At 43.0% G+C, this 20672-nt stretch carries 21 protein-coding genes; 6 read left to right on the top strand and 15 right to left on the bottom strand.

All coding sequences use genetic code 11. The annotated features are described in order from the left end of the window. Positions 1 to 105: 105 nt before the first annotated feature. Together IGK85_RS06415 and IGK85_RS06410 are read right to left on the bottom strand one after the other, a co-directional pair. Entirely contained in the window at positions 106 to 2160 is a 2055-nt protein-coding gene (locus tag IGK85_RS06415) for an FtsX-like permease family protein (RefSeq protein ID WP_008381587.1), read from the bottom strand. Continuing rightward, the gene (locus IGK85_RS06410) at positions 2150 to 2914 is read right to left on the bottom strand and encodes an ABC transporter ATP-binding protein (RefSeq protein ID WP_005236606.1); all 765 of its coding nucleotides are present in this window, start codon (positions 2912 to 2914) and stop codon (positions 2150 to 2152) included. Before IGK85_RS06410 ends, IGK85_RS06415 begins: the two co-directional genes overlap by 11 nt. 286 nt (positions 2915 to 3200) lie before the next feature. On the opposite strand from IGK85_RS06410, the gene nrdD reads away from it, so the two are divergent. Continuing rightward, positions 3201 to 5396 carry an anaerobic ribonucleoside-triphosphate reductase gene (gene nrdD, locus IGK85_RS06405; RefSeq protein ID WP_005236607.1) on the top strand — a complete coding sequence of 732 codons (2196 nt, stop codon included), beginning with the start codon at positions 3201 to 3203 and terminating at the stop codon, positions 5394 to 5396. An 80-nt stretch (positions 5397 to 5476) separates the two neighbouring features. Beyond that, positions 5477 to 6073 (top strand): anaerobic ribonucleoside-triphosphate reductase activating protein, encoded by a 597-nt coding sequence (nrdG, locus tag IGK85_RS06400; protein WP_005236608.1) that lies wholly within the window; start codon positions 5477 to 5479, stop codon positions 6071 to 6073. A gap of 136 nt (positions 6074 to 6209) precedes the next feature. Here the strand turns inward: nrdG and IGK85_RS06395 are convergent, their stop codons facing one another. The 13 genes from IGK85_RS06395 to dnaX all read right to left on the bottom strand — a co-directional run bounded on the left by IGK85_RS06395 (position 6210) and on the right by dnaX (position 16686). After that, positions 6210 to 6866, bottom strand: coding sequence for a DNA alkylation repair protein (locus IGK85_RS06395; protein WP_008381592.1), 657 nt, complete (start codon positions 6864 to 6866; stop codon positions 6210 to 6212). Positions 6867 to 6886: 20 nt separating this feature from the next. Next, entirely contained in the window at positions 6887 to 8011 is a 1125-nt protein-coding gene (gene dinB / locus IGK85_RS06390; RefSeq protein WP_008381594.1) for a DNA polymerase IV, read from the bottom strand. A 150-nt stretch (positions 8012 to 8161) separates the two neighbouring features. After that, entirely contained in the window at positions 8162 to 8503 is a 342-nt protein-coding gene (locus IGK85_RS06385) for a P-II family nitrogen regulator (RefSeq protein ID WP_005229830.1), read from the bottom strand. A gap of 16 nt (positions 8504 to 8519) precedes the next feature. Beyond that, complete coding sequence (locus IGK85_RS06380) at positions 8520 to 9737, bottom strand: ammonium transporter (RefSeq protein ID WP_005236611.1); 1218 nt, start codon at positions 9735 to 9737, stop codon at positions 8520 to 8522. 172 nt (positions 9738 to 9909) lie between these two features. Further along, a complete protein-coding gene (gene rsmI, locus IGK85_RS06375; RefSeq protein ID WP_005236618.1) occupies positions 9910 to 10770 on the bottom strand; it encodes a 16S rRNA (cytidine(1402)-2'-O)-methyltransferase in 861 nt (286 codons plus the stop codon). Positions 10771 to 10844: 74 nt separating this feature from the next. Next, positions 10845 to 11192 carry a DNA replication initiation control protein YabA gene (locus IGK85_RS06370; RefSeq protein ID WP_077452675.1) on the bottom strand — a complete coding sequence of 116 codons (348 nt, stop codon included), beginning with the start codon at positions 11190 to 11192 and terminating at the stop codon, positions 10845 to 10847. Positions 11193 to 11211: 19 nt separating this feature from the next. Further along, positions 11212 to 12012, bottom strand: coding sequence for a PSP1 domain-containing protein (locus IGK85_RS06365; RefSeq protein ID WP_005236620.1), 801 nt, complete (start codon positions 12010 to 12012; stop codon positions 11212 to 11214). Positions 12013 to 12041: 29 nt separating this feature from the next. Then, the gene (holB, locus tag IGK85_RS06360; RefSeq protein WP_005236622.1) at positions 12042 to 12974 is read right to left on the bottom strand and encodes a DNA polymerase III subunit delta'; all 933 of its coding nucleotides are present in this window, start codon (positions 12972 to 12974) and stop codon (positions 12042 to 12044) included. 14 nt (positions 12975 to 12988) lie between these two features. Next, positions 12989 to 13318 carry a cyclic-di-AMP receptor gene (locus IGK85_RS06355; RefSeq protein WP_005229817.1) on the bottom strand — a complete coding sequence of 110 codons (330 nt, stop codon included), beginning with the start codon at positions 13316 to 13318 and terminating at the stop codon, positions 12989 to 12991. A 32-nt stretch (positions 13319 to 13350) separates the two neighbouring features. After that, complete coding sequence (tmk, locus tag IGK85_RS06350; protein ID WP_429972201.1) at positions 13351 to 13998, bottom strand: dTMP kinase; 648 nt, start codon at positions 13996 to 13998, stop codon at positions 13351 to 13353. Positions 13999 to 14018: 20 nt separating this feature from the next. After that, entirely contained in the window at positions 14019 to 14615 is a 597-nt protein-coding gene (gene recR / locus IGK85_RS06345; RefSeq protein ID WP_005229813.1) for a recombination mediator RecR, read from the bottom strand. A 14-nt stretch (positions 14616 to 14629) separates the two neighbouring features. Further along, positions 14630 to 14944 (bottom strand): YbaB/EbfC family nucleoid-associated protein, encoded by a 315-nt coding sequence (locus IGK85_RS06340; protein WP_005236633.1) that lies wholly within the window; start codon positions 14942 to 14944, stop codon positions 14630 to 14632. Positions 14945 to 14964: 20 nt separating this feature from the next. Beyond that, positions 14965 to 16686, bottom strand: a complete 1722-nt coding sequence (gene dnaX, locus IGK85_RS06335; RefSeq protein ID WP_008381605.1) for a DNA polymerase III subunit gamma/tau — start codon at positions 16684 to 16686, stop codon at positions 14965 to 14967. Between the two features lie 283 nt (positions 16687 to 16969). Between dnaX and IGK85_RS06330 the strand changes: the two genes are divergently transcribed. Genes IGK85_RS06330 through IGK85_RS06315 form a run of 4 tightly spaced genes read left to right on the top strand, consistent with a single transcriptional unit; the run spans position 16970 to position 20504 of the window. Further along, positions 16970 to 18196 (top strand): SPFH domain-containing protein, encoded by a 1227-nt coding sequence (locus tag IGK85_RS06330; RefSeq protein ID WP_086299567.1) that lies wholly within the window; start codon positions 16970 to 16972, stop codon positions 18194 to 18196. A gap of 16 nt (positions 18197 to 18212) precedes the next feature. Beyond that, on the top strand, positions 18213 to 19334 hold the full coding sequence (locus IGK85_RS06325) for a hypothetical protein (protein WP_008381609.1): 1122 nt from the start codon (positions 18213 to 18215) through the stop codon (positions 19332 to 19334). Continuing rightward, positions 19331 to 20152: a TPM domain-containing protein gene (locus IGK85_RS06320; protein ID WP_005236637.1), complete on the top strand. Its 822-nt coding sequence runs from the start codon at positions 19331 to 19333 to the stop codon at positions 20150 to 20152. The genes IGK85_RS06325 and IGK85_RS06320 overlap by 4 nt, the downstream gene beginning before the upstream one ends. After that, on the top strand, positions 20067 to 20504 hold the full coding sequence (locus IGK85_RS06315) for a hypothetical protein (RefSeq protein WP_429972333.1): 438 nt from the start codon (positions 20067 to 20069) through the stop codon (positions 20502 to 20504). Before IGK85_RS06320 ends, IGK85_RS06315 begins: the two co-directional genes overlap by 86 nt. Positions 20505 to 20672 lie beyond the last annotated feature (168 nt).

Here is a 20672-nt window from a genome sequence, read left to right as displayed (position 1 = left end):
ATTATACCATTCTCTTAATCTGGTGCCAGAGGGAAATACAAAAAGATTGGTTAAACGAAAAAAAACGATCCTAGTTTCCTAGAATCGTTTTATCGTATAAATAGATCAAGTTTCAATAATCCGCAGACACAGCTTGACGGTAATCAAATAGGCAAATAGATAGACAACTGCTGCTACTCCTGCAAACAAATGAGCGACCCAGTACCCGGGACTGTCGATGATCTGTGTGAAAGTATTGATGGCAAATACCGCATGCAAAATCGCCAATAAGGTGCCAGGCATAAAAATCCAAATGTTTTGCCAGTACACCAACTTGCGCACTTCATTACGGGTGTAGCCTAATTTTGTCAATAGTCGGTAATTGTACTTTTCCCGCTCCGTGTTAGAAAATTGCCGAACGATCAAACTACTAGACGTGGTGATCAAAACGATCACCCCAACAAATAGCGATACGAACAAAATGATTCCTGCTTGTCGTCGCACCCCGCGCATTGTTGTAAAGCGATTGGCTAACGTTAGCCGATATGCGGTCGTCTGACCACTATCACTACTTGAATCCCGAGCGGTCTCTGGATAAAAGCGTACGTTTTTTTGGTCGTCGCTAAATTCATAGGTCAATGGATGCGCCCACTCGATTGGCAGCTCTTCATCCAACAACTGTGTCAGCGCGTCTGTTTGCACCTTTTCGGTCTGTAAATAAGCAATGGTATAGGTGAATCCTTTGATTTGTTGGTACGCCTCATCTTGAATGACAAGGACATTGGGTAAAGAATAGCGTAAAGCACTATCACCAAAATAATCTTGTTCGGCTTGAATGAGTTTAAAATTATGCTGACTGCCGACTTTGACTTCATCGCGATATGTGATAAATGAACGAGTTACGTCGTATTGACTGTCAAAAAGTACAGCTTGCTTATCAGTACTCAGTCGAATCTCAGGAGCACCCGGAACCAGTTTTCGCAGACGCTGATAATCCGAAAGTGCCACCAGATTCACCATCATATTTTCGACACTTTCATCTTGCAATTCTCCTAGGTAGCGTGTCTGCACCGTCATATTGGTCATTTTGTAGGGAATTGCTTGTTCCGCTGTAATTGGCACATCCGACTTTTCTAAAAGGGTACGCAAGGCCCCTGCCTGCTCTCCTGACACCTGAAAGGAAGTTGGATAGATACGGTTCGTTGCTTGGTAATTCAAAGAGATGACCCCCATTGTTCCCCCGATCAATGAAATCGCGATTGCAGTGATGATCGTCAAAAGGGCGTAGCTTTTCCACGTCCTTTGCAAGTAAGCACGCACGTTATTGTAAGCAATCAACTTCGCCCCTTTGATAAGGCGTTTTTTTGGTTTACTCAAAAAATACAACAGTGCTGGCAAGGAACAATCAAAAAAGAGATAGGTTGCCGTTATACAGCAAAATAGAATCAGTAAAGGGATCCATAGAATCGCTGAAAAATCTTGCGTATACGTGATATAGTTGGTCCATGTTTCCCTTAGGGTCAATGACAGATAATACCCTACCCCAAGTAAAATCAGACCTAGGACCCCCATCAATGTACGAAACGGAGTCATTTTCATTTTTTTGATCGGTAAGCGGTATTCGGTCTTGATCAATTCACTCATTGGGGTACGCCAAACAAAAAGGATCACTTGAATACTCAATATAATCATTGCGGCGATAAAGACAAAGACCGTCGAAAAAATCGATTGCGGTGAATTAAAGAAATGACTGGTCAAATTTAGGCCCATCGCCCGAATCAAAATCATTGAGAAGAATTTTGAAAAAATAATTCCCATAAAGATACCGGTCACTAGAGAGAAAAAATTTAGTAAAAACGTTTCCCGTAGCAACAGCCAAGCAAGACGACCTTGCCGCAACCCCAAAAGCTGGTAAACACTGATTTCTTTTTGTCGCTGACTAAGAAAAAAATGATTGGCACTCAGCATAAAAAACAAGACGACAAAGGCAACCACACTGCTGCCGAATCCTAAAACCCCTTCAATGCGGATGTCTTGCTGGACCCGTTGATTCAGCAGACGATCATTCATCAAGGCGTTAAAGGAATAAAAAATCATCACGGCGGTCATCATACAAATAAAATACACCATATAATTGCGAAACTGCCGCAAAAAACTCCGCCAGCCGATTTTAAACAACATGGCGCGGACCGCCTCCAATCGTAGCCTGCATATCGATGATTTTTTCGAAAAATTCCTGACGGCTGCCTTTTTTGACAACTTCCGCAAAGAAGACACCATCGCGAATGAACAGAATCCGATTGCAGTAGCTGGCGGTAAAAGGATCGTGGGTGACCATCAAGATCGTCGTTTTTTCTTGTTGATTGATCTGCGCTAAATACCGTAACAATTCTGTTGCCGCTTTTGAATCAAGGGCTCCCGTGGGTTCATCAGCAAAAAGGACCGCCGGACGACTGATGATCGCCCGAGCAGCAGCGACCCTTTGTTTTTGCCCTACAGACAATTCTTCTGGGTAGCGATCCAACAAGTGTTCGATCCCTAACAAATTGGCCGTCTCCTCGATACGTACTTGGGTTTCCTTCACGGGCAAGCGATCAATCGCTAAAGGCAGCAAAATATTGTCTCTGGCTGTCAATGTCTCTAAAAGATTAAAATCTTGAAAGATGAAGCCAATCTGCTGACGGCGAAAATCGCTGAGGGCTTTTTCCGACATTCGGGTAATGTCTTTGCCATCGATATAGATCGAGCCTAAGCTAGGTCGCATGATTGAAGACAAAAGATTCATCAAGGTCGTTTTCCCAGCACCGCTTGGCCCCATGACCCCAACAAATTCTCCTTGATCCACTGCAAAAGAAAGGTTATCTAATACTTTGGTTTGATTGAAACGGGTGCCGTAACTTTTTGTCAGATGCTTCACATCGATCATATTTTTCACACAGAACCCTCCTTTAAAAAAATTCTCTCCTTATGGTAGCATACTTTATCATTGAATACTTCTGCTTCAAAACAGAGAAAAAATAAATTTAAAAAAGTTTTTATTCATTATGTGAAACATGGAACAACCAAATCCTTAATCTTATCAAGTTTTCTCGAAAACACCTCAATGAATATACACCATATATTGTGTATATCCAAAACACAAACCCTTTTCGACTACTATATATAGTTGCTCATTTCTACAATTTGTTTTATTATATTGTGGAAGATAAGGAGTGGTAGAAATGATGAACATTAAGAGAAATCCTGAGCAAGGGTTGGAAAGACAGTCCGCTTTGCGTCAGTTAAAAATCGTAAAACGTGATGGACGGCTTGTCGATTTTGATGATCAAAAAATTTATGATGCGTTAGTGAAAGCCCTGAGAAAAATCAACGGTGAGCTTTCTCCCATCGACCACGAAAAAATCACCGAGATCGTTGACAGTGTCGATCACGAGATCGCGGAACGTTTTCGTACAAATGTAAAAATCTATGAGATCCAAAATATCGTCGAGCATATCTTGTTAGCAAAGAACGAGTATGCCTTGGCTGAAGAATATATCAACTACCGGACCCATCGTGATTTCGAACGCAGCAAAGCAACAGACATCAACTTTACGATCAATAAATTGATGAATAAAGATCAATCGGTCGTCAATGAAAATGCCAATAAGGATAGTAACGTGTTCAACACACAACGTGATTTGACCGCTGGGATCGTAGGAAAATCGATTGGTTTGAAAATGCTGCCTCCTCACGTGGCAAATGCCCACCAAAAAGGCGACATTCATTACCATGACTTGGATTATCATCCATATACCCCAATGACTAACTGCTGCCTAATCGATTTTAAAGGCATGCTAAATAATGGATTTAAAATTGGGAACGCCGAAGTGGAATCGCCAAAATCGATCCAAACGGCCACCGCTCAAATCTCACAAATCATTGCAAATGTAGCATCGAGTCAATATGGTGGCTGTTCTGCTGATCGAACAGATGAATTATTGGCTCCTTTTGCTGAGTTGAATTACCAAAAACATTTAAAAGATGCCGAAGAATGGATTGAGACACCCGAACGTCGGGAAGCTTACGCGAAGAGCAAAACCCGCAAAGATATCTACGATGCAATGCAAAGTCTAGAATACGAAATCAATACGTTATTCACCTCTAACGGACAAACGCCGTTTACTTCCCTTGGCTTTGGTTTAGGAACCAACTGGTTCGAACGGGAAATTCAACGAGCGATTCTCCAAATTCGCATCAACGGGTTAGGCAGTGAAAAGCGTACTGCTATTTTCCCGAAATTGATTTTTAGTATTCGCCGTGGGGTCAACTTGGCCCCTACCGATCCGAACTATGATATTAAAGAACTGGCTTTAGAATGTGCCACTAAACGGATGTATCCGGATATTTTGAATTATGATAAATTGGTTGAATTGACTGGCAGCTTTAAAGTGCCGATGGGCTGTCGTTCTTTCTTGCAAGGCTGGAAAAACGAACGTGGTGAAGAAATCAATGTCGGTCGGATGAATCTAGGTGTCGTGACATTGAATATTCCACGGATCGCCTTAGAAGCAAATGGCGATCAAGAAAAATTCTGGTCACTGCTGGAGGACCGTCTGCAAATCGTTAAAGATGCCCTTGTCTATCGAGTGGAACGCTGTAAAGAAGCGAGTCCCGCCAATGCGCCGATCCTTTATATGTATGGGGCTTTCGGTGAACGTTTGGATCGCAAAGACAATGTCAACGAATTATTCAAAAACAAACGTGCCACTGTTTCGCTTGGTTACATTGGTTTATACGAAGCTGCTTCGGCTTTTTACGGTGGAACTTGGGAACAAGACCCAGAAGCAAAGGCCTTTACGATGGCGATCGTGAAAGAATTGAAAGCTCATGCCGATGCCTGGGGCGATGAATACGGCTATCATTTCAGTGTGTACTCGACCCCTAGTGAAAGCTTGACCGATCGTTTCTGTCGCTTAGATACCGAAAAATTCGGTGAAGTTGAAAATATTACCGACAAAGAATATTATACCAATAGCTTCCACTATGATGTGCGGAAAAATCCGACACCATTTGAGAAACTTGATTTTGAAAAGGACTATCCAAAATACTGTTCTGGTGGCTTTATTCATTACTGTGAATATCCAGTCTTGCAGCAAAATCCAAAAGCGTTAGAAGCAGTTTGGGATTACGCATATGATCGGGTCGCTTATCTTGGAACAAATACCCCTATCGATCACTGTTACGAGTGCGGATATGAAGGAGACTTTAATCCAACCGAACGAGGCTTTGAATGTCCACAATGTGGCAATCACGATCCAAAAAGTTGTGATGTTGTCAAAAGAACCTGCGGGTATCTTGGAAATCCTCAAGCTCGCCCGATGGTCAACGGTCGTCACAAAGAAATCTCTGCTCGGGTCAAACATTTGCAAGAATAATCATAAAAGGAGTATTAGATTTCTTCTACACTCCTTTTATCCAACAACCCCTGTAATTCACAATAGAAAGAAGTTTTCGTATGAGAAATCCTAAGCCCCAAGAATGGAAAGCAAACGAGTACAGTCAAAATTATATTGCTGATTACAAAGCCTTCAACTTTGTGGACGGTGAAGGCATCCGAAATAGTTTATATGTGAGCGGCTGCCTGTTTGCTTGTGAAGGCTGTTTCAACAAAGCCGTCCAAAACTTTCGCTACGGCACACCTTTTACCCAAGAGCTAGAGGATCGAATCATTGAGGATCTGCGACATGACTATGTTCAAGGACTGACCCTCCTAGGCGGCGAACCTTTCTTGAACACGACGGTCTGTCTGAAAGTTGTTGATCGCGTTCGCGCCGAATTTGGTCATAGCAAGGACATTTGGAGCTGGTCAGGCTACACTTACGAAGAACTGCTCTTGGAGACCCCTGACAAACTAGAACTTTTATCCAAAATTGATATTTTGGTGGACGGCCGTTTTGAACTCAGCAAGCGAAACCTAAACTTGCAGTTTCGTGGTAGCAGCAATCAACGAATCATTGATCTTGCTGCATCTCGAGAACAAGGAAAAGCGGTTATCTGGGCAAAGTGCAAAGATGCTGAAGCAAGTTACGAACAAATCAAAAAACAAATTTAACGACTCAAAACACCGTGCATCTTGAGATGACCCCAAAAGTTAGACCAAAAAATCGAACTTTTGGGGTCACCACATCTTCCTACAAAGATGATGCACGGTGTTTTTTTTGTTATATAAAAATCAGTGACCAAGCTTTTTAAAGGTACTTACTTGCTTCACGAACCGTCAAAGGCGCCAGACTTTTTTGATGGCGTAGAAGAAAATCTTGGACCCACAGAGGATTCGTCTTGGCATAGTCTCGCAAGCTCCAGCCAATGGCTTTGTTGATAAAGAATTCAGAACTCCCCAAATTGTTGACAAGGATCTCTTCAAGTAATGGTCGATCCATCTGTTCTTTTTGCAACAATTGGTGAAGAATCGCCACTCGACGTAGCCAAAGATTATCCTCAAGACTCCAACGAAGCATCTCAGCCTTTAACGCTGGCAGTCGGCGAACAAGCTTTCTGACGACCTCACTTAGTGCGTCCACGCTATCCCACCAAGATTTCGTTATGACTAACTGTTCAATTTTTCCTAGATCAACGGCTGATAAAAAGGGCTCCAGCGCCACTAAATAATCAATCGCAAGGTACTGGTGTTCCCGATAGCTGCTTTGCCAACATTGATCGATAAATTCCCAATCGATTCGTTTCATTTGTTTTGCTACTTTAAAGGCTGCTTTTTCCTGCTGACGGCGCAACGGTGTAGGGATGCCTAAAAACTCAAACTGATGCCGCATATAGGCGGCCATTTTTTCCCTTCGTTCTTCATCAGCCAAAGCAATCATCGTTTCATATACTTGATAGATCGTCATATTGGTCCTCCTTTTTAGGTCTACTGATCGTCAGATGTTTGCCATAAAGGCAGTACGATATTTTCATAGGTCAGAGGATCGAGATTTGTGACGGTGATTCCCAAAAGACGAATGCCTTTTTCAAGACCTAAAATCTCTTCCCAAATGAGACTGGCTTCTGAAAATAACTGTTCTTTTTTATGAACGTAAATCGGCAAAGTCACTCGTTTAGTGATCGTAGAGTAATCACTGTAACGGACTTTCAACACGACTGTTTTGCCATGTTTCTGTGTGCGCTTTAGTGATCTCTCAACTTCTTCTGCGATGGCGCGTAATTGACTTAAGACTCGTTCTTCACTCGTTAATGGATTGCCGTATGTATGCTCCTTACCGACTGATTTTCGTTCTCTGGTCACACTGACTGGTGAATCATGGATTCCTCTAACTTTGCGATACAAAGAATACCCCATTTTGCCAAATTCGCGGATCAACGCCATCTCACTCCAAGCGTATAGATCTGCTCCTGTAAAAATGCCTAACTCATGCATCCTGGGGACAGTTTTCTTCCCGATCCCATGAAATTTATCGATGGGTAGTTGTTGTAAAAAGGCCACTGCCTCATCCGGCATCACCACTGTTAACCCTCGTGGTTTATGATAATCCGAGGACAATTTTGCCAAAAACTTGTTGTAACTGACGCCTGCCGAACAAGTCAAATGGGTCTCATGCCAGATGTCTCGCTGAATCAGACGAGCGATCTTAATTGCTGAAGGACAGTTGATTTTGTTCACTGTGACGTCCAGATACGCTTCATCAATTGAAACTGGTTCGATGATGTCGGTGTATCGGTGAAAAATTTCTCTGACTTGCTGGGACACTTCACGATACTTTTGATGATTCCCCGGTTTAAAAATCGCTTGCGGACAAAGCTCGTAGGCTTTTTGTGCGCTCATTGCCGAATGGATGCCATATTGTCGCGCCAGATAATTCGCTGTCGTGACCACTCCTCGGCCGCCGGTATCACTTGGGTGACGGGCAATGACAATGGGATGCTTGGCCAGCTCAGGATCATCCCGTTCTTCCACCGAAGCAAAAAAAGCATCCATATCAATATGAATAATTTTGCGGCTCGTATCATTTTTTAAGGGAAATTGCAGTTCCGACATCGTTGCTCACCTCGCTTCTTATTATAAACGAACAGAAGTTCCCTATCAAGCAAGGAATCAAGACAAAGACGCAAAAAGGACCAATTTTCATTGGCCCTTCCCTATACGTTCGCTACTTTTGCTGCACGGTTCATGACCCAAGAAGTTCTGCTATAAGGCAGCTTCTCCTCGTTCATTGGTGCGAATCCGAATCGCTTCTTCCAAAGGGTAGACGAATATTTTGCCATCACCGACTTCATCTGTCCGACAGATCGATACAATCAGCTCAATCACGGCATCGACTTTTTCATCTGCCAAAACAAAGCGAACATTTACTTTCGGTAAAAGAGTCGTGATCACTTCTTGGCCACGAATAAACTCTTTTAACCCTTTTTGATTGCCACACCCGAGAACTTGACTGACCGTCATCCCACTGATCAGATCCGATTGATCCAAAGCGGCTTTTAGCTCCTCTAATTTTTCTTGGCGAATAATCGCTTCAACTTTTTTCATGACTGCTCCTCCACTCTTAAGAATCTAACCCCATAAAGGTAGGATAGGCCGTTTCATCATGTTCGATCCGATCCATCCCCACCGCTTCTTCTTGCTGAGATACGCGAATCGGCATCACCCATTTAATCAAGGTAATTATGACAAAGGATAGGATACCAGCGAACAAAATCGTAAATACGATACTTTCGGCTTGTGCGATAAAAAGATCAACACCGCCATAAAGCAATCCTGAATGTCCACCAACAGCGGGATCGGCAAAGATCCCGGTCATCAAACCACCGAAGATTCCGCCTACCCCGTGACAACCAAAGGCATCCAATGCATCATCTAACCCTAATCGATGTTTGATGACGGAAATAAAGAAGTAACAAAACGGACTGACTAAAGCGCCAATGATAAAGGAAGACCAAAGGGAGACAAACCCCGCCCCTGGTGTGATGGCAACTAAGCCCACAACTGCACCTGTACAAGCACCGACGATTGTCGGTTTTCCCACGACGATTTTTTCGATCAGCATCCAAGAAAGCATCGCACTGGCTGCTGCTGTATTCGTGGTCATTAGGGCGTGGATCGCTAGACCATCAGCTGCTAACGCAGAGCCAGCATTAAAGCCAAACCAGCCAAACCATAAAAGACCGGCACCTAGTACAACAAAGGGAATATTATGAGGACGATATTCGGTTTGATGAAATTCTCGTCGCTTACCGACAACGATCGCTAAGACTAGCCCACTGATTCCCGAACTGATGTGAACGACATTGCCTCCTGCAAAGTCGATCGAGCCGATCGCATCTAAGAAGCCACCGCCCCACACCATATGCGCCATTGGAAAATACACGAAAACCAGCCAGAAGCCAATAAATAGAAAAATAGCAGAGAACCGCATTCTTCCAACGACTGATCCAGTGATAATCGCCGTTGTGATCAAAGCAAACATCATTTGAAAGGCAGCAAACAACCCTTCTGGAATTCCCTCTCCTTCTGACATCGAAACATGATTGAAAAAGACTTTGTCTAAATTGCCAATAAATGATCCTGTCCCGCTAAAGGATAATGTATACCCTAGAGCGACCCAGAGGACGGACGCCAAGCCCATCGTACAAATCACCATCATCATGGTATTGAGGATGTTTTTGCGTCGTTCCAATCCTCCATAAAAAAATGCCAATGCTGGAGTCATTAGAAAAACCATACCGCTACAAATTAAAATAAATGCAATATTCCCTGTATCCATTTTACACGCCTCCCTTTCTATATGTTAGCTATCCTAACACCATATTTTCGAATAATCTAGATTTTTCTGAGAAAAACATGAATTTTCTGAAAATAGCTGACTTTATATGTTAGGTAATATCACATAAGCGAGCGTGTAGTACAAAAAAATACCGAGAGAAGTCTCGGTATGATTACTCTTCTATTTGGTGATACGCTTGATAGACAAGCTGTTTCTTTACTTGATTACGTTTAGCCACTTCTTTGATTGCTTCTTTTGAGGACATTTCGGCCTCTTCCATCAAGGCAGCTACTTGTTCTGCGTAACTTCCTTCATAAACAATTTCATGTATTTCAGAAGAGCCTTCCACCAACAGACAGCATTCTCCTTTGATTGGCTGCTGCTCTAAATAGTCGATCAATTCAGAAAAGGTCCCTCGCAAGTATTCTTCATGGATTTTTGTCAATTCTCGGCAAATGACTGCCTGACGTTCACCAAATACCTCTAGCATTGTTTCAATCGTCGCTGCGATTCGATAGGGTGACTCATAAAAAATCATCGTTGCTTTCTGGGTCGCTAATTCACTCAAGGCTTGTTTTTGTTCTTTTTTCTTACGAGGTAAAAAGCCATAAAAAAGATTTGGTTGCGGCGATAAGCCTGAAGCAATCAACGCTGTCAAACCTGCCGTAGGTCCCGGAAGCGCAATCACCGCGATTCCTTCAGCTAGACAGGCCTTGACTAATTCATGCCCCGGATCACTGATGGAGGGCATACCAGCATCGCTGCATTGGGCAATGGTCTTGCCCATCTGCAGCTGTTCTACCAAATGCGGAACTCGCTCTTTATAATTGTGTTCATGTAAGCTTTTTTGCGGTGTCGAGATCTCAAAATGATTCAACAATTTCTGGGTATTGCGAGTATCTTCACTTGCAATCAGGTCCGCTTCTTTTAAAATTTTGACACAACGGACCGTCATATCTTCCAAGTTCCCGATCGGTGTCGGAACAAGATACAGTTTTCCAGTGTCTTGTTTATAACTTTGTTGCTTTTGCATGTACTGCTCCTTTCGAAAAAAAGACCAGTGGAAACTGATCTTTTTTCTAACGAACCTATTAGACTGTCAGTCAGTTATTTGCCGCTTTCACGATAGATCACTTCTAGACAAAATGCACAAGGTTCATCATGTTCTCTGCGAGAACCGTATAAGTCATAACAAACATGAAATCCTTCTTCGTAAATCTTTTCTAAATTCATTCGTGATTTAGAAAGTTCTTGTTTGACCGATTCAGCGGGTGCATCTGCCACTTGGTTCAACTCACGAATGTGTTCACGTAAGCGTTGATTTTCCAATTCTAATGTCGTATTTTTTTCGACGATTTCTTGCAAAGACTGCTTCATTTCCGCTAGATTATTTAAGGAATTTTGCAACTCCGATTCTAACTGATTCAATCCGTCATATATTGATCGTTTGTCCATGCTCATTATGGTCACCTACTTATTTTGTCACTAGTTCTTCATAATCATATTCGATTGGTGTTTGCCGATCATGCAAACGGACTTTGATCACTCGGCTCAACAGATCCAGCCCAACCACACGTCCTTTGCCATCTGGCGTTTCAACTTCCTTGCCGCGATCCGGCAATTCTTTTTTCGCCCGCTCATATTCTTCACTTTCATACTTAAGACAGCACATCAAACGACCGCATAATCCTGAGATTTTCGCAGGATTCAAGGAAAGTCCTTGATCTTTAGCCATCTTGATGGATACAGGGATAAAATCCCCTAAAAACGTCGCACAGCATAGTTTGCGACCACAGGGCCCAACTCCGCCTAGTGCCTTCGCTTCATCCCTGACACCGATTTGGCGCAGTTCAATCCGGGTATGAAATTCACTTGCCAAGTCTTTGACTAATTCGCGAAAGTCAACACGGCTTTCTGCAGTAAACGAAAAAATCAGTTTTGTCCGCTCAAAGGTATAGGCTACTCGAATCAGTTTCATTGGCAACTGATGTGCGCGGATTTTTTCTTTTCCAATTTTTAACGCTTCATCTGCCGCCTTTTGATTGGCTGCTGCCTGTTCCAAATCTTTCTTCGTCGCCCGACGTAAGATAGGTTTGACTACCTGAGGCAAATCGCTCTCATTCATTTCTCTGCTTTTGGTGACGACTGTGGCAAGACATTTAGCATCTTGTGATTCCACGATGACTTGGTCATTTATAGTATAGGTCTGTTTTTTCGGTGTGTAAAAATAAATCTGGCCTACGTCATGATAACGCACTCCGACAACTTCGATCATCTCTGGTCTCCTTTTCCGGCTGCTGCGTTTTATCCATAGATGATTTTCACGGAAAATTGTTCTGCCACACCTTGGAAAGACACATTGGCTTGCAACTTTTTTTGTGCTTGCAATGCGGCTTCAATGGCACGATTGATCTCTTTTCCCCATAAACCTTGCCCCAACAATCGATCCCGCTCCTCTTGAAAGTAAAATAACAAGAGCAAAAAGATTTCTGATTGCTGATTTTTTTCTTTTGCTAGACCCAATAATTTTTTCTGAACAAAAATAAATGCTTGCGGGTCTTTCTTCAAAAGGTAATTCACCCAACGCTTAACAGCATCCTTAGTTTCATTAAACCATTCATCTTGCGAGATTTCAACTGCTTTATGATAACTATTGGTCAAGTGGCTTAGAAGTCGGCTTGTCTCTTTAGAAAGTCCCTCTTCTTGTAACTTTTCTTGCAGTTTTTCTTTTGACAAAGGAGAGAAATGAATGATCTGACAGCGAGACTGGATGGTTGGCAAAATACGACCAAGGCTCTCCGTTTCTAAGATCGCCAGAAAGTTTCCCACTGGTTCTTCTAAAAACTTTAGTAAACTGTTGGCAGCGCTGTTGTTCATTTTGTCAGCTTGAGACAAAATAAAGATTTTCAAACGGCTTTCAAAGCCGCTTTTTGAGAACTCCTCTTGCAGCTGTCGAATCTGGTCGACTTTGATCATCTGCCCATCAGGTTCAATTTGGATAACGTCAGGATGCTCTCCTTGGGCGATCCGTAGACAATTGCTGCATGCACCACATGGCGCTTCTTCTTGTACATTGGCACAAAAAAGGCGTTTTGCGAGCCATAGACTTAGTTCATGCTTGCCAGTCCCCTTGTCCCCTTCAAAAAGATAAGCATGAGCAATGCGCCCATGCTTGATACTTTTTTTTAGTTGGGCAAAAACAAGAGGCTGGTATTCTTGTAGAAATAACTCCTCCATGAAATGCTCCTTTTTTAATATTGATGGAATCCGTCAACTGGCAGCACGAATACGGTGGCGCCACCGACTTCGACTTCGACCGGATAAGGAACTTGACCATCTAAGGATATATCTAGTGACATCGGTGTCGAGACATATTGCTTTCTTGATTGACAGGTTTTTTTAATCAATTCTAACGCATCTTGCACACGGTCATCTTCAATACCAATGATAAACGTACTATTACCAGCCTTTAAAAAACCACCCGTTGATGACAATTTTGTAGCACGGATATTGGCATCAATAAACTCATTTGCCAAACGATTACTGTCTTTGTCTTGTACGATTGCCATAATTAATTTCATGGGACCATCTCCTTTGTGTTATCCAACCTACCCTAGATTGATTTGAAGTAAGCAGGATACGATTCAACGATTGCTGAATAGCTGGATTCAACAACTTCTTGTAACCCCATTCTAGCATCAATCTTATGAATGCGTACAGGATTTTCTTCCGCTAGCTTTAGATACGCATGACGAACCCGTTGATGAAACTCCAATCCTTCCGAATCTAGTCGGTCATATTGATGTGCACGATTTTCTTGGATGCGACGCAAGCCAGTATCAGAGTCAACATCTAGATACAAGGTAAAATCAGGGGTCGTTCCTTCCGTCGCAAACTCGTTGATCCGTGCGATCTCAGGAATCCCGATGCGACGTCCAGCTCCTTGATAGGCAAGCGAACTGTCAACAAAGCGGTCACAGATCACGATGTGTCCGGCGTTCAATGCCGGCAGGACAACCTCAATCAAGTGTTGGCGGCGTGCCGCTGCATAAAGTAAGGCTTCGGTCCGCTCATCCATTTCTTCATTTCGCGGATCTAAAATAATTTTACGAATTTTTTCAGCGATTTTAACTCCGCCAGGTTCTCTTGTTTTAACGATTTTTCTTGTTGCTTCAAGCTGTAACCGAGGATACAATTCTTCGATCACACTGGTTTTTCCAGCACCATCCGGTCCTTCGATGGTTATAAACAATCCTTTCACCCTAATTGCCTCCAATATCTTTATAATTCTCGGCGACCTTCTACTGCTTTTAGCAAGGTCACTTCATCCGCGTATTCAATATCGCTGCCCACAGATAAGCCATGAGCCAAACGCGTGACTTTAATACCGGCAGGCTTGATCAAACGCGACATATACATCGCCGTCGCTTCGCCTTCCGTGGTCGCATTGGTCGCAATGATCACTTCTTTGACCTGATCATCATGCAGCCGCTGTATCAGGGATGCAATGTTGATATCTTCTGGACCTGTCCCTTCCATCGGGGATAACACGCCATGCAGCACATGATAAAGTCCATGATACTCGCGGACTTTTTCTAATGCCATGACATCTTTAGGCTCTTCAACTACTAAAATCGTTTCTTTGTCTCTTGTGGGATCACTGCAGATTTCACAAGGATCTTCTTCCGTTATATTTCCGCAAATACTGCAAAAGTGCAAATCTCGTTTAACACTAAGCAACGATTTAGCAAACTCATTGACGACTTCTTCTTTCATATCAATCGTATAAAATGCCAAACGTGTTGCGGTTTTTTGTCCAATTCCCGGCAGTTTCATGTAACTGTCGATCAATCGGGCGATCGGTTCAGGATATTGCACCGTCATTTCTCCTTTTATAGACCCGGAATGTTTCTTGTATATTTGCCCATTGTTTGTTCCGATTCTTTTTCAATTTTTTTTAATCCGTCATTGATGGCTAAAATGATCATATCTTGCAGCATTTCCACATCGTCAGCATCAACGATTGCTTCATTGATAGCAATGTCTTGTAACGTCTTATCGCCAGTAAAGGTCGCTTTGACATAGCCATTTGTCGATTCGCCGATAAATTCTTTGCTGTTTAGTGCTTCTTGTTCTTTCATCATTTCTTTTTGCATTTTTTGCATTTGTTTCATCATGCCTTGCATATTTCCCATGCCTCGCATCATTATTCATCACTCCATATTCATTAATTTTCTTCAATGCTGGTTAATTCACCAAATAACTCTTGCGCTTTTGTTACTAAGTCGTCATTTTCTGGTTCGACAGGAGCGGCTTCGGTCTCTTCTTGCTCTACTTCAATTTCTGACTCTTCCGTTGCTTGACCGCCAGCCAAAAACTCTTGTCGTAGCGTCGGCCAACTTTCTTTTGTAATAAAGACAGCCTGTGGGGCGTAGTCTTTGATCATACGGGACAATTGATTATGGATCATCAATTGAAACTCTTGGTCGTTACTTGCTCGCTGACATAAGATCTCATAGTCAAAAGCGATCACGACGCCCGATTCGCTGGCAGCTTTTGCTTCACTGGAGTGCAGCATAGCTCTTTGCGTCACGGAAAGAGACATCAAAAGATCGTCCCAAACATTACGAACATTTGCCAAGTCTTTCTTCGTTGCACTTTTCAGCACTTGGAACACGCGTTCCTTTGGTAAACGGAACGTAGTGGTCGCCTTGGTTTTCTTCACTGGCGCGGTGGTTTCAGCAACGGCACCTGTCGGTCGATTCTCTTGCAGTCGTTGCACCTCTGCCTGAAGTTTTTGCAGTGCTTGACGTAACTGCGCCACTTCTTGACTATTGTCAGCTGAATTGCTGGCAACAGCAGCACTTTCTGGATCATTGGCTAATTTGACCACAGCCACTTCCAAATAGATCGTAGGATTGTTCGTAAATCGTACTTCATTTTGCGTATCGTTTAAGACCGTGATCCAGTGATAGATTTTTGCTGGCGGGGTAATTTTTGCCAGTGTTTGAAACGCTCCAGTCAACTGCAGAGACTTTTCAGATAGCAGCTGCGGCGCTTGTTGATACATCAGCAAGTCTCGACAATAAACCAACAAGTTTTCCAATAAACGGCGGGCTTCTTTACCAGAGGCTAATAACTCCCGCAAGGTCGCTAACGCATCGGCAACTTCTTTTTCCCCACAAGCCTGCATCAGACGGTCCATCATTTCATAGGACAAGCTGCCCGTCACTTCTAAAGCATCTTGGGTCGTTACGGTTCCATCACTAAAAGCGATCGCCTGGTCGGTGATACTCAAGGCATCCCGCATACCGCCTTCTGCGGCTCGCGCAATGATCTGTAAAGCTTCTGCTTCGTAATTGATCTCGCTAGTAGTAAGGACCGTTTCCAAATGACCCACGATGTCTTGCGTATTGATCCGTTTGAAATCAAATCGTTGGGTTCGGGAAATAATCGTTGCTGGAATCTTATGGGGCTCTGTTGTTGCCAAAATAAAGACAACATTTTTCCGTGGTTCTTCCAATGTTTTTAGTAATGCATTAAATGCGCCTGTTGACAGCATGTGCACTTCATCAATGATATAAACTTTGTATTCTGCTTGGGTCGGTGCATAGTTCGCACGATCACGAATAAAGCGAATTTCTTCTACACCGTTGTTACTTGCCGCATCGATTTCGATCACGTCTTCTTGCGTTCCTGCTGTGATTGAGCGACACATGTCACACTCATTGCAAGGCTCGCCATTGACTTGGTTCGGACAATTGATGGCTTTGGCAAAAATTTTCGCTGCACTTGTTTTCCCGGTTCCTCGAGGGCCCGTAAACAAGTAAGCATGCGAGATTTGATTTTGATCGATTGCATTTTTTAAGGTTTGGGTAATTGCTTTTTGTCCGACAACATCATCAAAACGCTGAGAACGCCAAACACGATATAATGCTTGATAGGCCATAGTTTTCCACACTCATTTCAAAATTCGCTACCTTCTATTATACGTAATATCAGCTAAAAAAACCACCGTTTGCGTGGTGGAATCTCAAAAGAAATGGAAATTTAATTCGAAGAGCCATTCCGCGCGCTTTCACTCACTATATCCTTTTATTCCTCCCTATTTTCAAGAAAAAAGACCATTCCTCTTCTCCAACTTTAGACTGATAACGTAAATCTCACCTCCTATGGTATAATGAATCTACGTTCATCTATTGTGATGAAAACAATTTAAAGGAGGACTGAAAATGGGTATTATCAAAGCGGCAACAAGCGCAATTGGCGGCGGATTAGCAGATCAATGGCTAGAGGTGATCGAGCCTGACAATATGAGCGATTCGACAGTAATGACAAAAGGTGTCAAAGTGCGGCGTAATGACAAACGCGGTTCTAACAGAAAAGGCACGGAAGATGTCATCACTGATGGGTCAGTGATCCATGTCTATCCGAATATGATGATGTTATTGGTTGATGGCGGGCGAATCATCGATTATACCGCTGAAGAAGGCTACTATACCGTCAAAAATGAATTAGCGCCTTCGATGTTGAACGGTTCACTGAAAGATGCGATTTCTGAAACCTTCGACCGCTTTAAGTTTGGCGGCGTTACACCACAAAAACAACAAGTTTTTTATATCAATCTTCAAGAAATCAAAGGAATTCGCTTCGGTACTTCATCGCCTTTGAACTATTTTGACAACTTTTATAACGCAGAACTATTCTTACGGGCGCACGGAAACTATTCCTTACGAATTACCGATCCAATTTTGTTCTATACGAATGCGATCCCAAAAAACAAAAGTCAAGTCGATATCAACGACATCAATGAGCAGTACTTAGCTGAATTTTTGACCGCCCTACAAACCGCGATCAACAAAATGTCCGCTGATGGCGAACGAATTTCTTACGTTCCATCTAAGAGCATGGAATTAAGCAAATATATGGGAACGGTTCTTGATGACAGCTGGCGAGAACTCCGCGGCATGGAAATCGTTTCTGTTGCCGTCGCAAGCATCTCTTATACGGATGATTCCGTAAAACTGATCAACATGCGGAACCAAGGGGCAATGTTAGGCGACCCTTCGATTCGTGAAGGCTATGTTCAAGGTTCGGTTGCTCGTGGTATGGAATCTGCCGGTAGCAATGCCGCTGGGGCTACGACTGGGTTTGTTGGCATGGGCATGGGGATGAACGCTGGTGGCGGTTATTTGAACCAAGCGTCACAAAACAACCAACAGCAAATGCAGCAACAGGCTTCTGCACAAAACAACGCAGATCATTGGGACTGTCCACAATGCGGCACCTCTAATACTGGTAAATTCTGCAGCAATTGCGGGACGCCAAAACCAACGAGCGATGGACCAAGCCTGAAAATGAAATGCAGCGATTGTGGTGAAGTGATCGATTTAGCCAACGGCATTCCAAAATTCTGTCCGAATTGCGGCAAACCTTTCAAAGGTGTCCCAGTAGACTAATTGAGGAGGATTGCTGATGGATGTTATCACACATAAGTGCCCCAATTGTGGGGGCGCTTTAACCTTTGAACCTGGTGATCAAAAATTTCATTGTCCATTTTGTCTGAGTATTTTTACTGAAGACGAAGTCACTGCCTTCGAAGAAAAGCAAAAAGAAGCGCAGATGGCCGATACTCCTGTCTCAGATCCTTCTGCAGCGACCGAGACTGAACCGTCCCTTCAAGAAGAAGTTAGAGAGCAAGCCGATGCACAAGCGGGGCAGATGGACCTTTTCACCTGCCCCAGCTGCGGTGCTGAAATCGTGACGGATGCGACTACAGCCGCAACCTATTGCTACTTTTGCCATAACCCGGTCGTTTTGTCGGGACGGCTTTCAGGAGAATTTTTACCTAACAAAGTCCTCCCTTTTGCCATCGAAAAGGAAGAAGCAACTGCGAAATTCTTAGAATGGGCGCAAAAGAAAAAATTTGTGCCACGGGATTTCTTCGATCAAGCACAAGTAGAGAAATTGACTGGTGTGTACTTCCCTTATTGGGTCGTCGATGCTGAGATGAATGGCTCGCTTTCAGGTATGGGTACCTCTTTGCGTATTTGGCGCGTTGGTGATATTGAATATACTGAGCACAAACAATACGATGTCTTGCGACGAGGAAAAATCAAGGTGAATGAATTGCTCAAGCATGCGCTGTCAAAAAACGTTCAGCAAAAAATGGTGACTGGCGTTCAGCCGTTTCCCCTTGAAAAAGCTGTTAATTTTCGCAGTCAATATTTAGCCGGCTTCCAAGCAGAAAAAAGAGACATTGAATACATTGATCTTTCTGACGAAGTCAAAAACGAATTATCGGGTTATGCTGAAAATCTGCTAGCAGGTACCGTCAATGGCTATACTAGTTTTAAACGCAACAATCGTTCCATCAATCTAACAAAAGAAGAAAACAACTACGTTTTGCTTCCTGTATGGCTAGTGACCTATCGAGCCGATGATGAAAACAAGAGTGCCTTTTATTATGCGATGAATGGGCAAACCGGAAAAGTCAGCGGTGTTTTACCGATTAGTTACAAGCGCTTGGGAATCGTCAGTGGCGCAATTTTCGCGGCAACGACCATCCTCGCATTGATTGGAGCGTATTTCTTATGAAAAAACTATCTTATTTGTTGTTACTGCTGGTTGGTTTTTTCTTAACCGCCCTGCCCGCCTTCGCAGCCGAAGAGACAGTCGCAGACCACGCTGGACTCTTTACCGAACAAGAGATCCAGAAGTTGAACGAAGAAGCAGAAGCGCTGAATGCAAAGATCAAAGGCGAAGTTTTTATTCAAACAACAAACAGCAATACGGGAGATATCGAGTTGTACACTGATCGATATCTTTCAAGACGGATCGGCAACGACAACAACGGTTCGGCATTGGTGATCGATATGGCGCAACGGAAATTTCACGTTTCGACTTCCGGAAATATGATCGATTATCTTACCGATTCACGTCTAGATAAGCTACTTGATGCGGTATTTGACCAGATGGCAGAGGGAAATTATTATCAAGCTGCATTGGTCTATCTGCAAAAAGCAGAGGGTTTTGTGGAAGCAGGTGTTCCTGCCGATCATTATCGTATCGATCGTGATACCGGAAAAATTACTTATTACAAAGTGATAACGCCACTAGAAATTGCTATTTGCTTAGCGATCGCGGCAGTGATCAGTATCGCTTTTTTCATCATTGTTAAATCCCGTTACCAATTAAAAATGGGCGGCTACAAATTTAACTATCTAGAAAAATCAAGTATTGATCTGACCCAAAAAGAAGATCGCTTAGTCAATTCCTTTGTCACAACCAGACGCATCCCCCGTCCTTCGAATAATGGTGGAGGCGGTGGTGGCGGTTTTTCTGGCGGCGGCGGTGGCAGTACGACCCACTCTTCTGGTGGCGGAACATTCGGCGGCGGCGGACGCAGCTTTTGATTTTTCAAGAGTTCCTTTAATCAGGAACTCTTTTTTTGTTGACAATTTTCATAAAAACATCTACCATTTAGGAAAATATAGGAAATTAGTTGATTTTATGTTTGAAATTATTAGAAACAATAAACTTTTTATCAGTTTGAGTAGTTTGCTAGTTTTTTTGACTGTCCTGACAAACCTCGCTTTCCCTTTGCTTCTACAAGAAGATCACGCACTTCGCTTTGATCATCTCGTCGGCTTATTAGCGTTCATATTAAGTATTACTTATTGCGCGCAATTCTTATTGATTGTGATGAAAGAGCGCTATGCAGCTTCGATGAATGTTCGCCATCTCTTAGAATTGTTAAAAAAATGAAAAGGAAGAGTTATGTAGAACTCTCTGAAAAGGAGCCCACTTATCTATTAAACCGCATTTTTGGCATTGTTGATTCCTTATACTTGTTTATTTGCGGTAGTTTTAGCGAAGCCATTCGCTGCTTTTTCTTATTGCTGATCCCACTTTTTTTGTGTTTCCAATTGCATT

The sequence above is a fragment of the Enterococcus sp. AZ015 genome, assembly GCF_050499225.1.
Classification (GTDB): domain Bacteria; phylum Bacillota; class Bacilli; order Lactobacillales; family Enterococcaceae; genus Enterococcus_D; species Enterococcus_D entomosocium.
The sequence above is the reverse complement of the archived record's forward strand: the minus strand, read 5'-3'. Positions and strand labels throughout refer to the sequence as shown.

Excerpts from the sequence above, each read along its gene's own strand:
- IGK85_RS06415 (WP_008381587.1), bottom strand. The coding sequence starts at position 2,160 with ATGTTGTTTAAAATCGGCTGGCGGAGTTTTTTGCGGCAGTTTCGCAAT.
- nrdD (WP_005236607.1), top strand. The coding sequence starts at position 3,201 with ATGATGAACATTAAGAGAAATCCTGAGCAAGGGTTGGAAAGACAGTCC.
- nrdG (WP_005236608.1), top strand. The coding sequence starts at position 5,477 with ATGAGAAATCCTAAGCCCCAAGAATGGAAAGCAAACGAGTACAGTCAA.
- IGK85_RS06395 (WP_008381592.1), bottom strand. The coding sequence starts at position 6,866 with ATGACGATCTATCAAGTATATGAAACGATGATTGCTTTGGCTGATGAA.
- dinB (WP_008381594.1), bottom strand. The coding sequence starts at position 8,011 with ATGTCGGAACTGCAATTTCCCTTAAAAAATGATACGAGCCGCAAAATT.
- IGK85_RS06385 (WP_005229830.1), bottom strand. The coding sequence starts at position 8,503 with ATGAAAAAAGTTGAAGCGATTATTCGCCAAGAAAAATTAGAGGAGCTA.
- IGK85_RS06380 (WP_005236611.1), bottom strand. The coding sequence starts at position 9,737 with ATGGATACAGGGAATATTGCATTTATTTTAATTTGTAGCGGTATGGTT.
- rsmI (WP_005236618.1), bottom strand. The coding sequence starts at position 10,770 with ATGCAAAAGCAACAAAGTTATAAACAAGACACTGGAAAACTGTATCTT.
- IGK85_RS06370 (WP_077452675.1), bottom strand. The coding sequence starts at position 11,192 with ATGGACAAACGATCAATATATGACGGATTGAATCAGTTAGAATCGGAG.
- IGK85_RS06365 (WP_005236620.1), bottom strand. The coding sequence starts at position 12,012 with ATGATCGAAGTTGTCGGAGTGCGTTATCATGACGTAGGCCAGATTTAT.
- holB (WP_005236622.1), bottom strand. The coding sequence starts at position 12,974 with ATGGAGGAGTTATTTCTACAAGAATACCAGCCTCTTGTTTTTGCCCAA.
- IGK85_RS06355 (WP_005229817.1), bottom strand. The coding sequence starts at position 13,318 with ATGAAATTAATTATGGCAATCGTACAAGACAAAGACAGTAATCGTTTG.
- IGK85_RS06340 (WP_005236633.1), bottom strand. The coding sequence starts at position 14,944 with ATGATGCGAGGCATGGGAAATATGCAAGGCATGATGAAACAAATGCAA.
- dnaX (WP_008381605.1), bottom strand. The coding sequence starts at position 16,686 with ATGGCCTATCAAGCATTATATCGTGTTTGGCGTTCTCAGCGTTTTGAT.
- IGK85_RS06330 (WP_086299567.1), top strand. The coding sequence starts at position 16,970 with ATGGGTATTATCAAAGCGGCAACAAGCGCAATTGGCGGCGGATTAGCA.
- IGK85_RS06325 (WP_008381609.1), top strand. The coding sequence starts at position 18,213 with ATGGATGTTATCACACATAAGTGCCCCAATTGTGGGGGCGCTTTAACC.
- IGK85_RS06320 (WP_005236637.1), top strand. The coding sequence starts at position 19,331 with ATGAAAAAACTATCTTATTTGTTGTTACTGCTGGTTGGTTTTTTCTTA.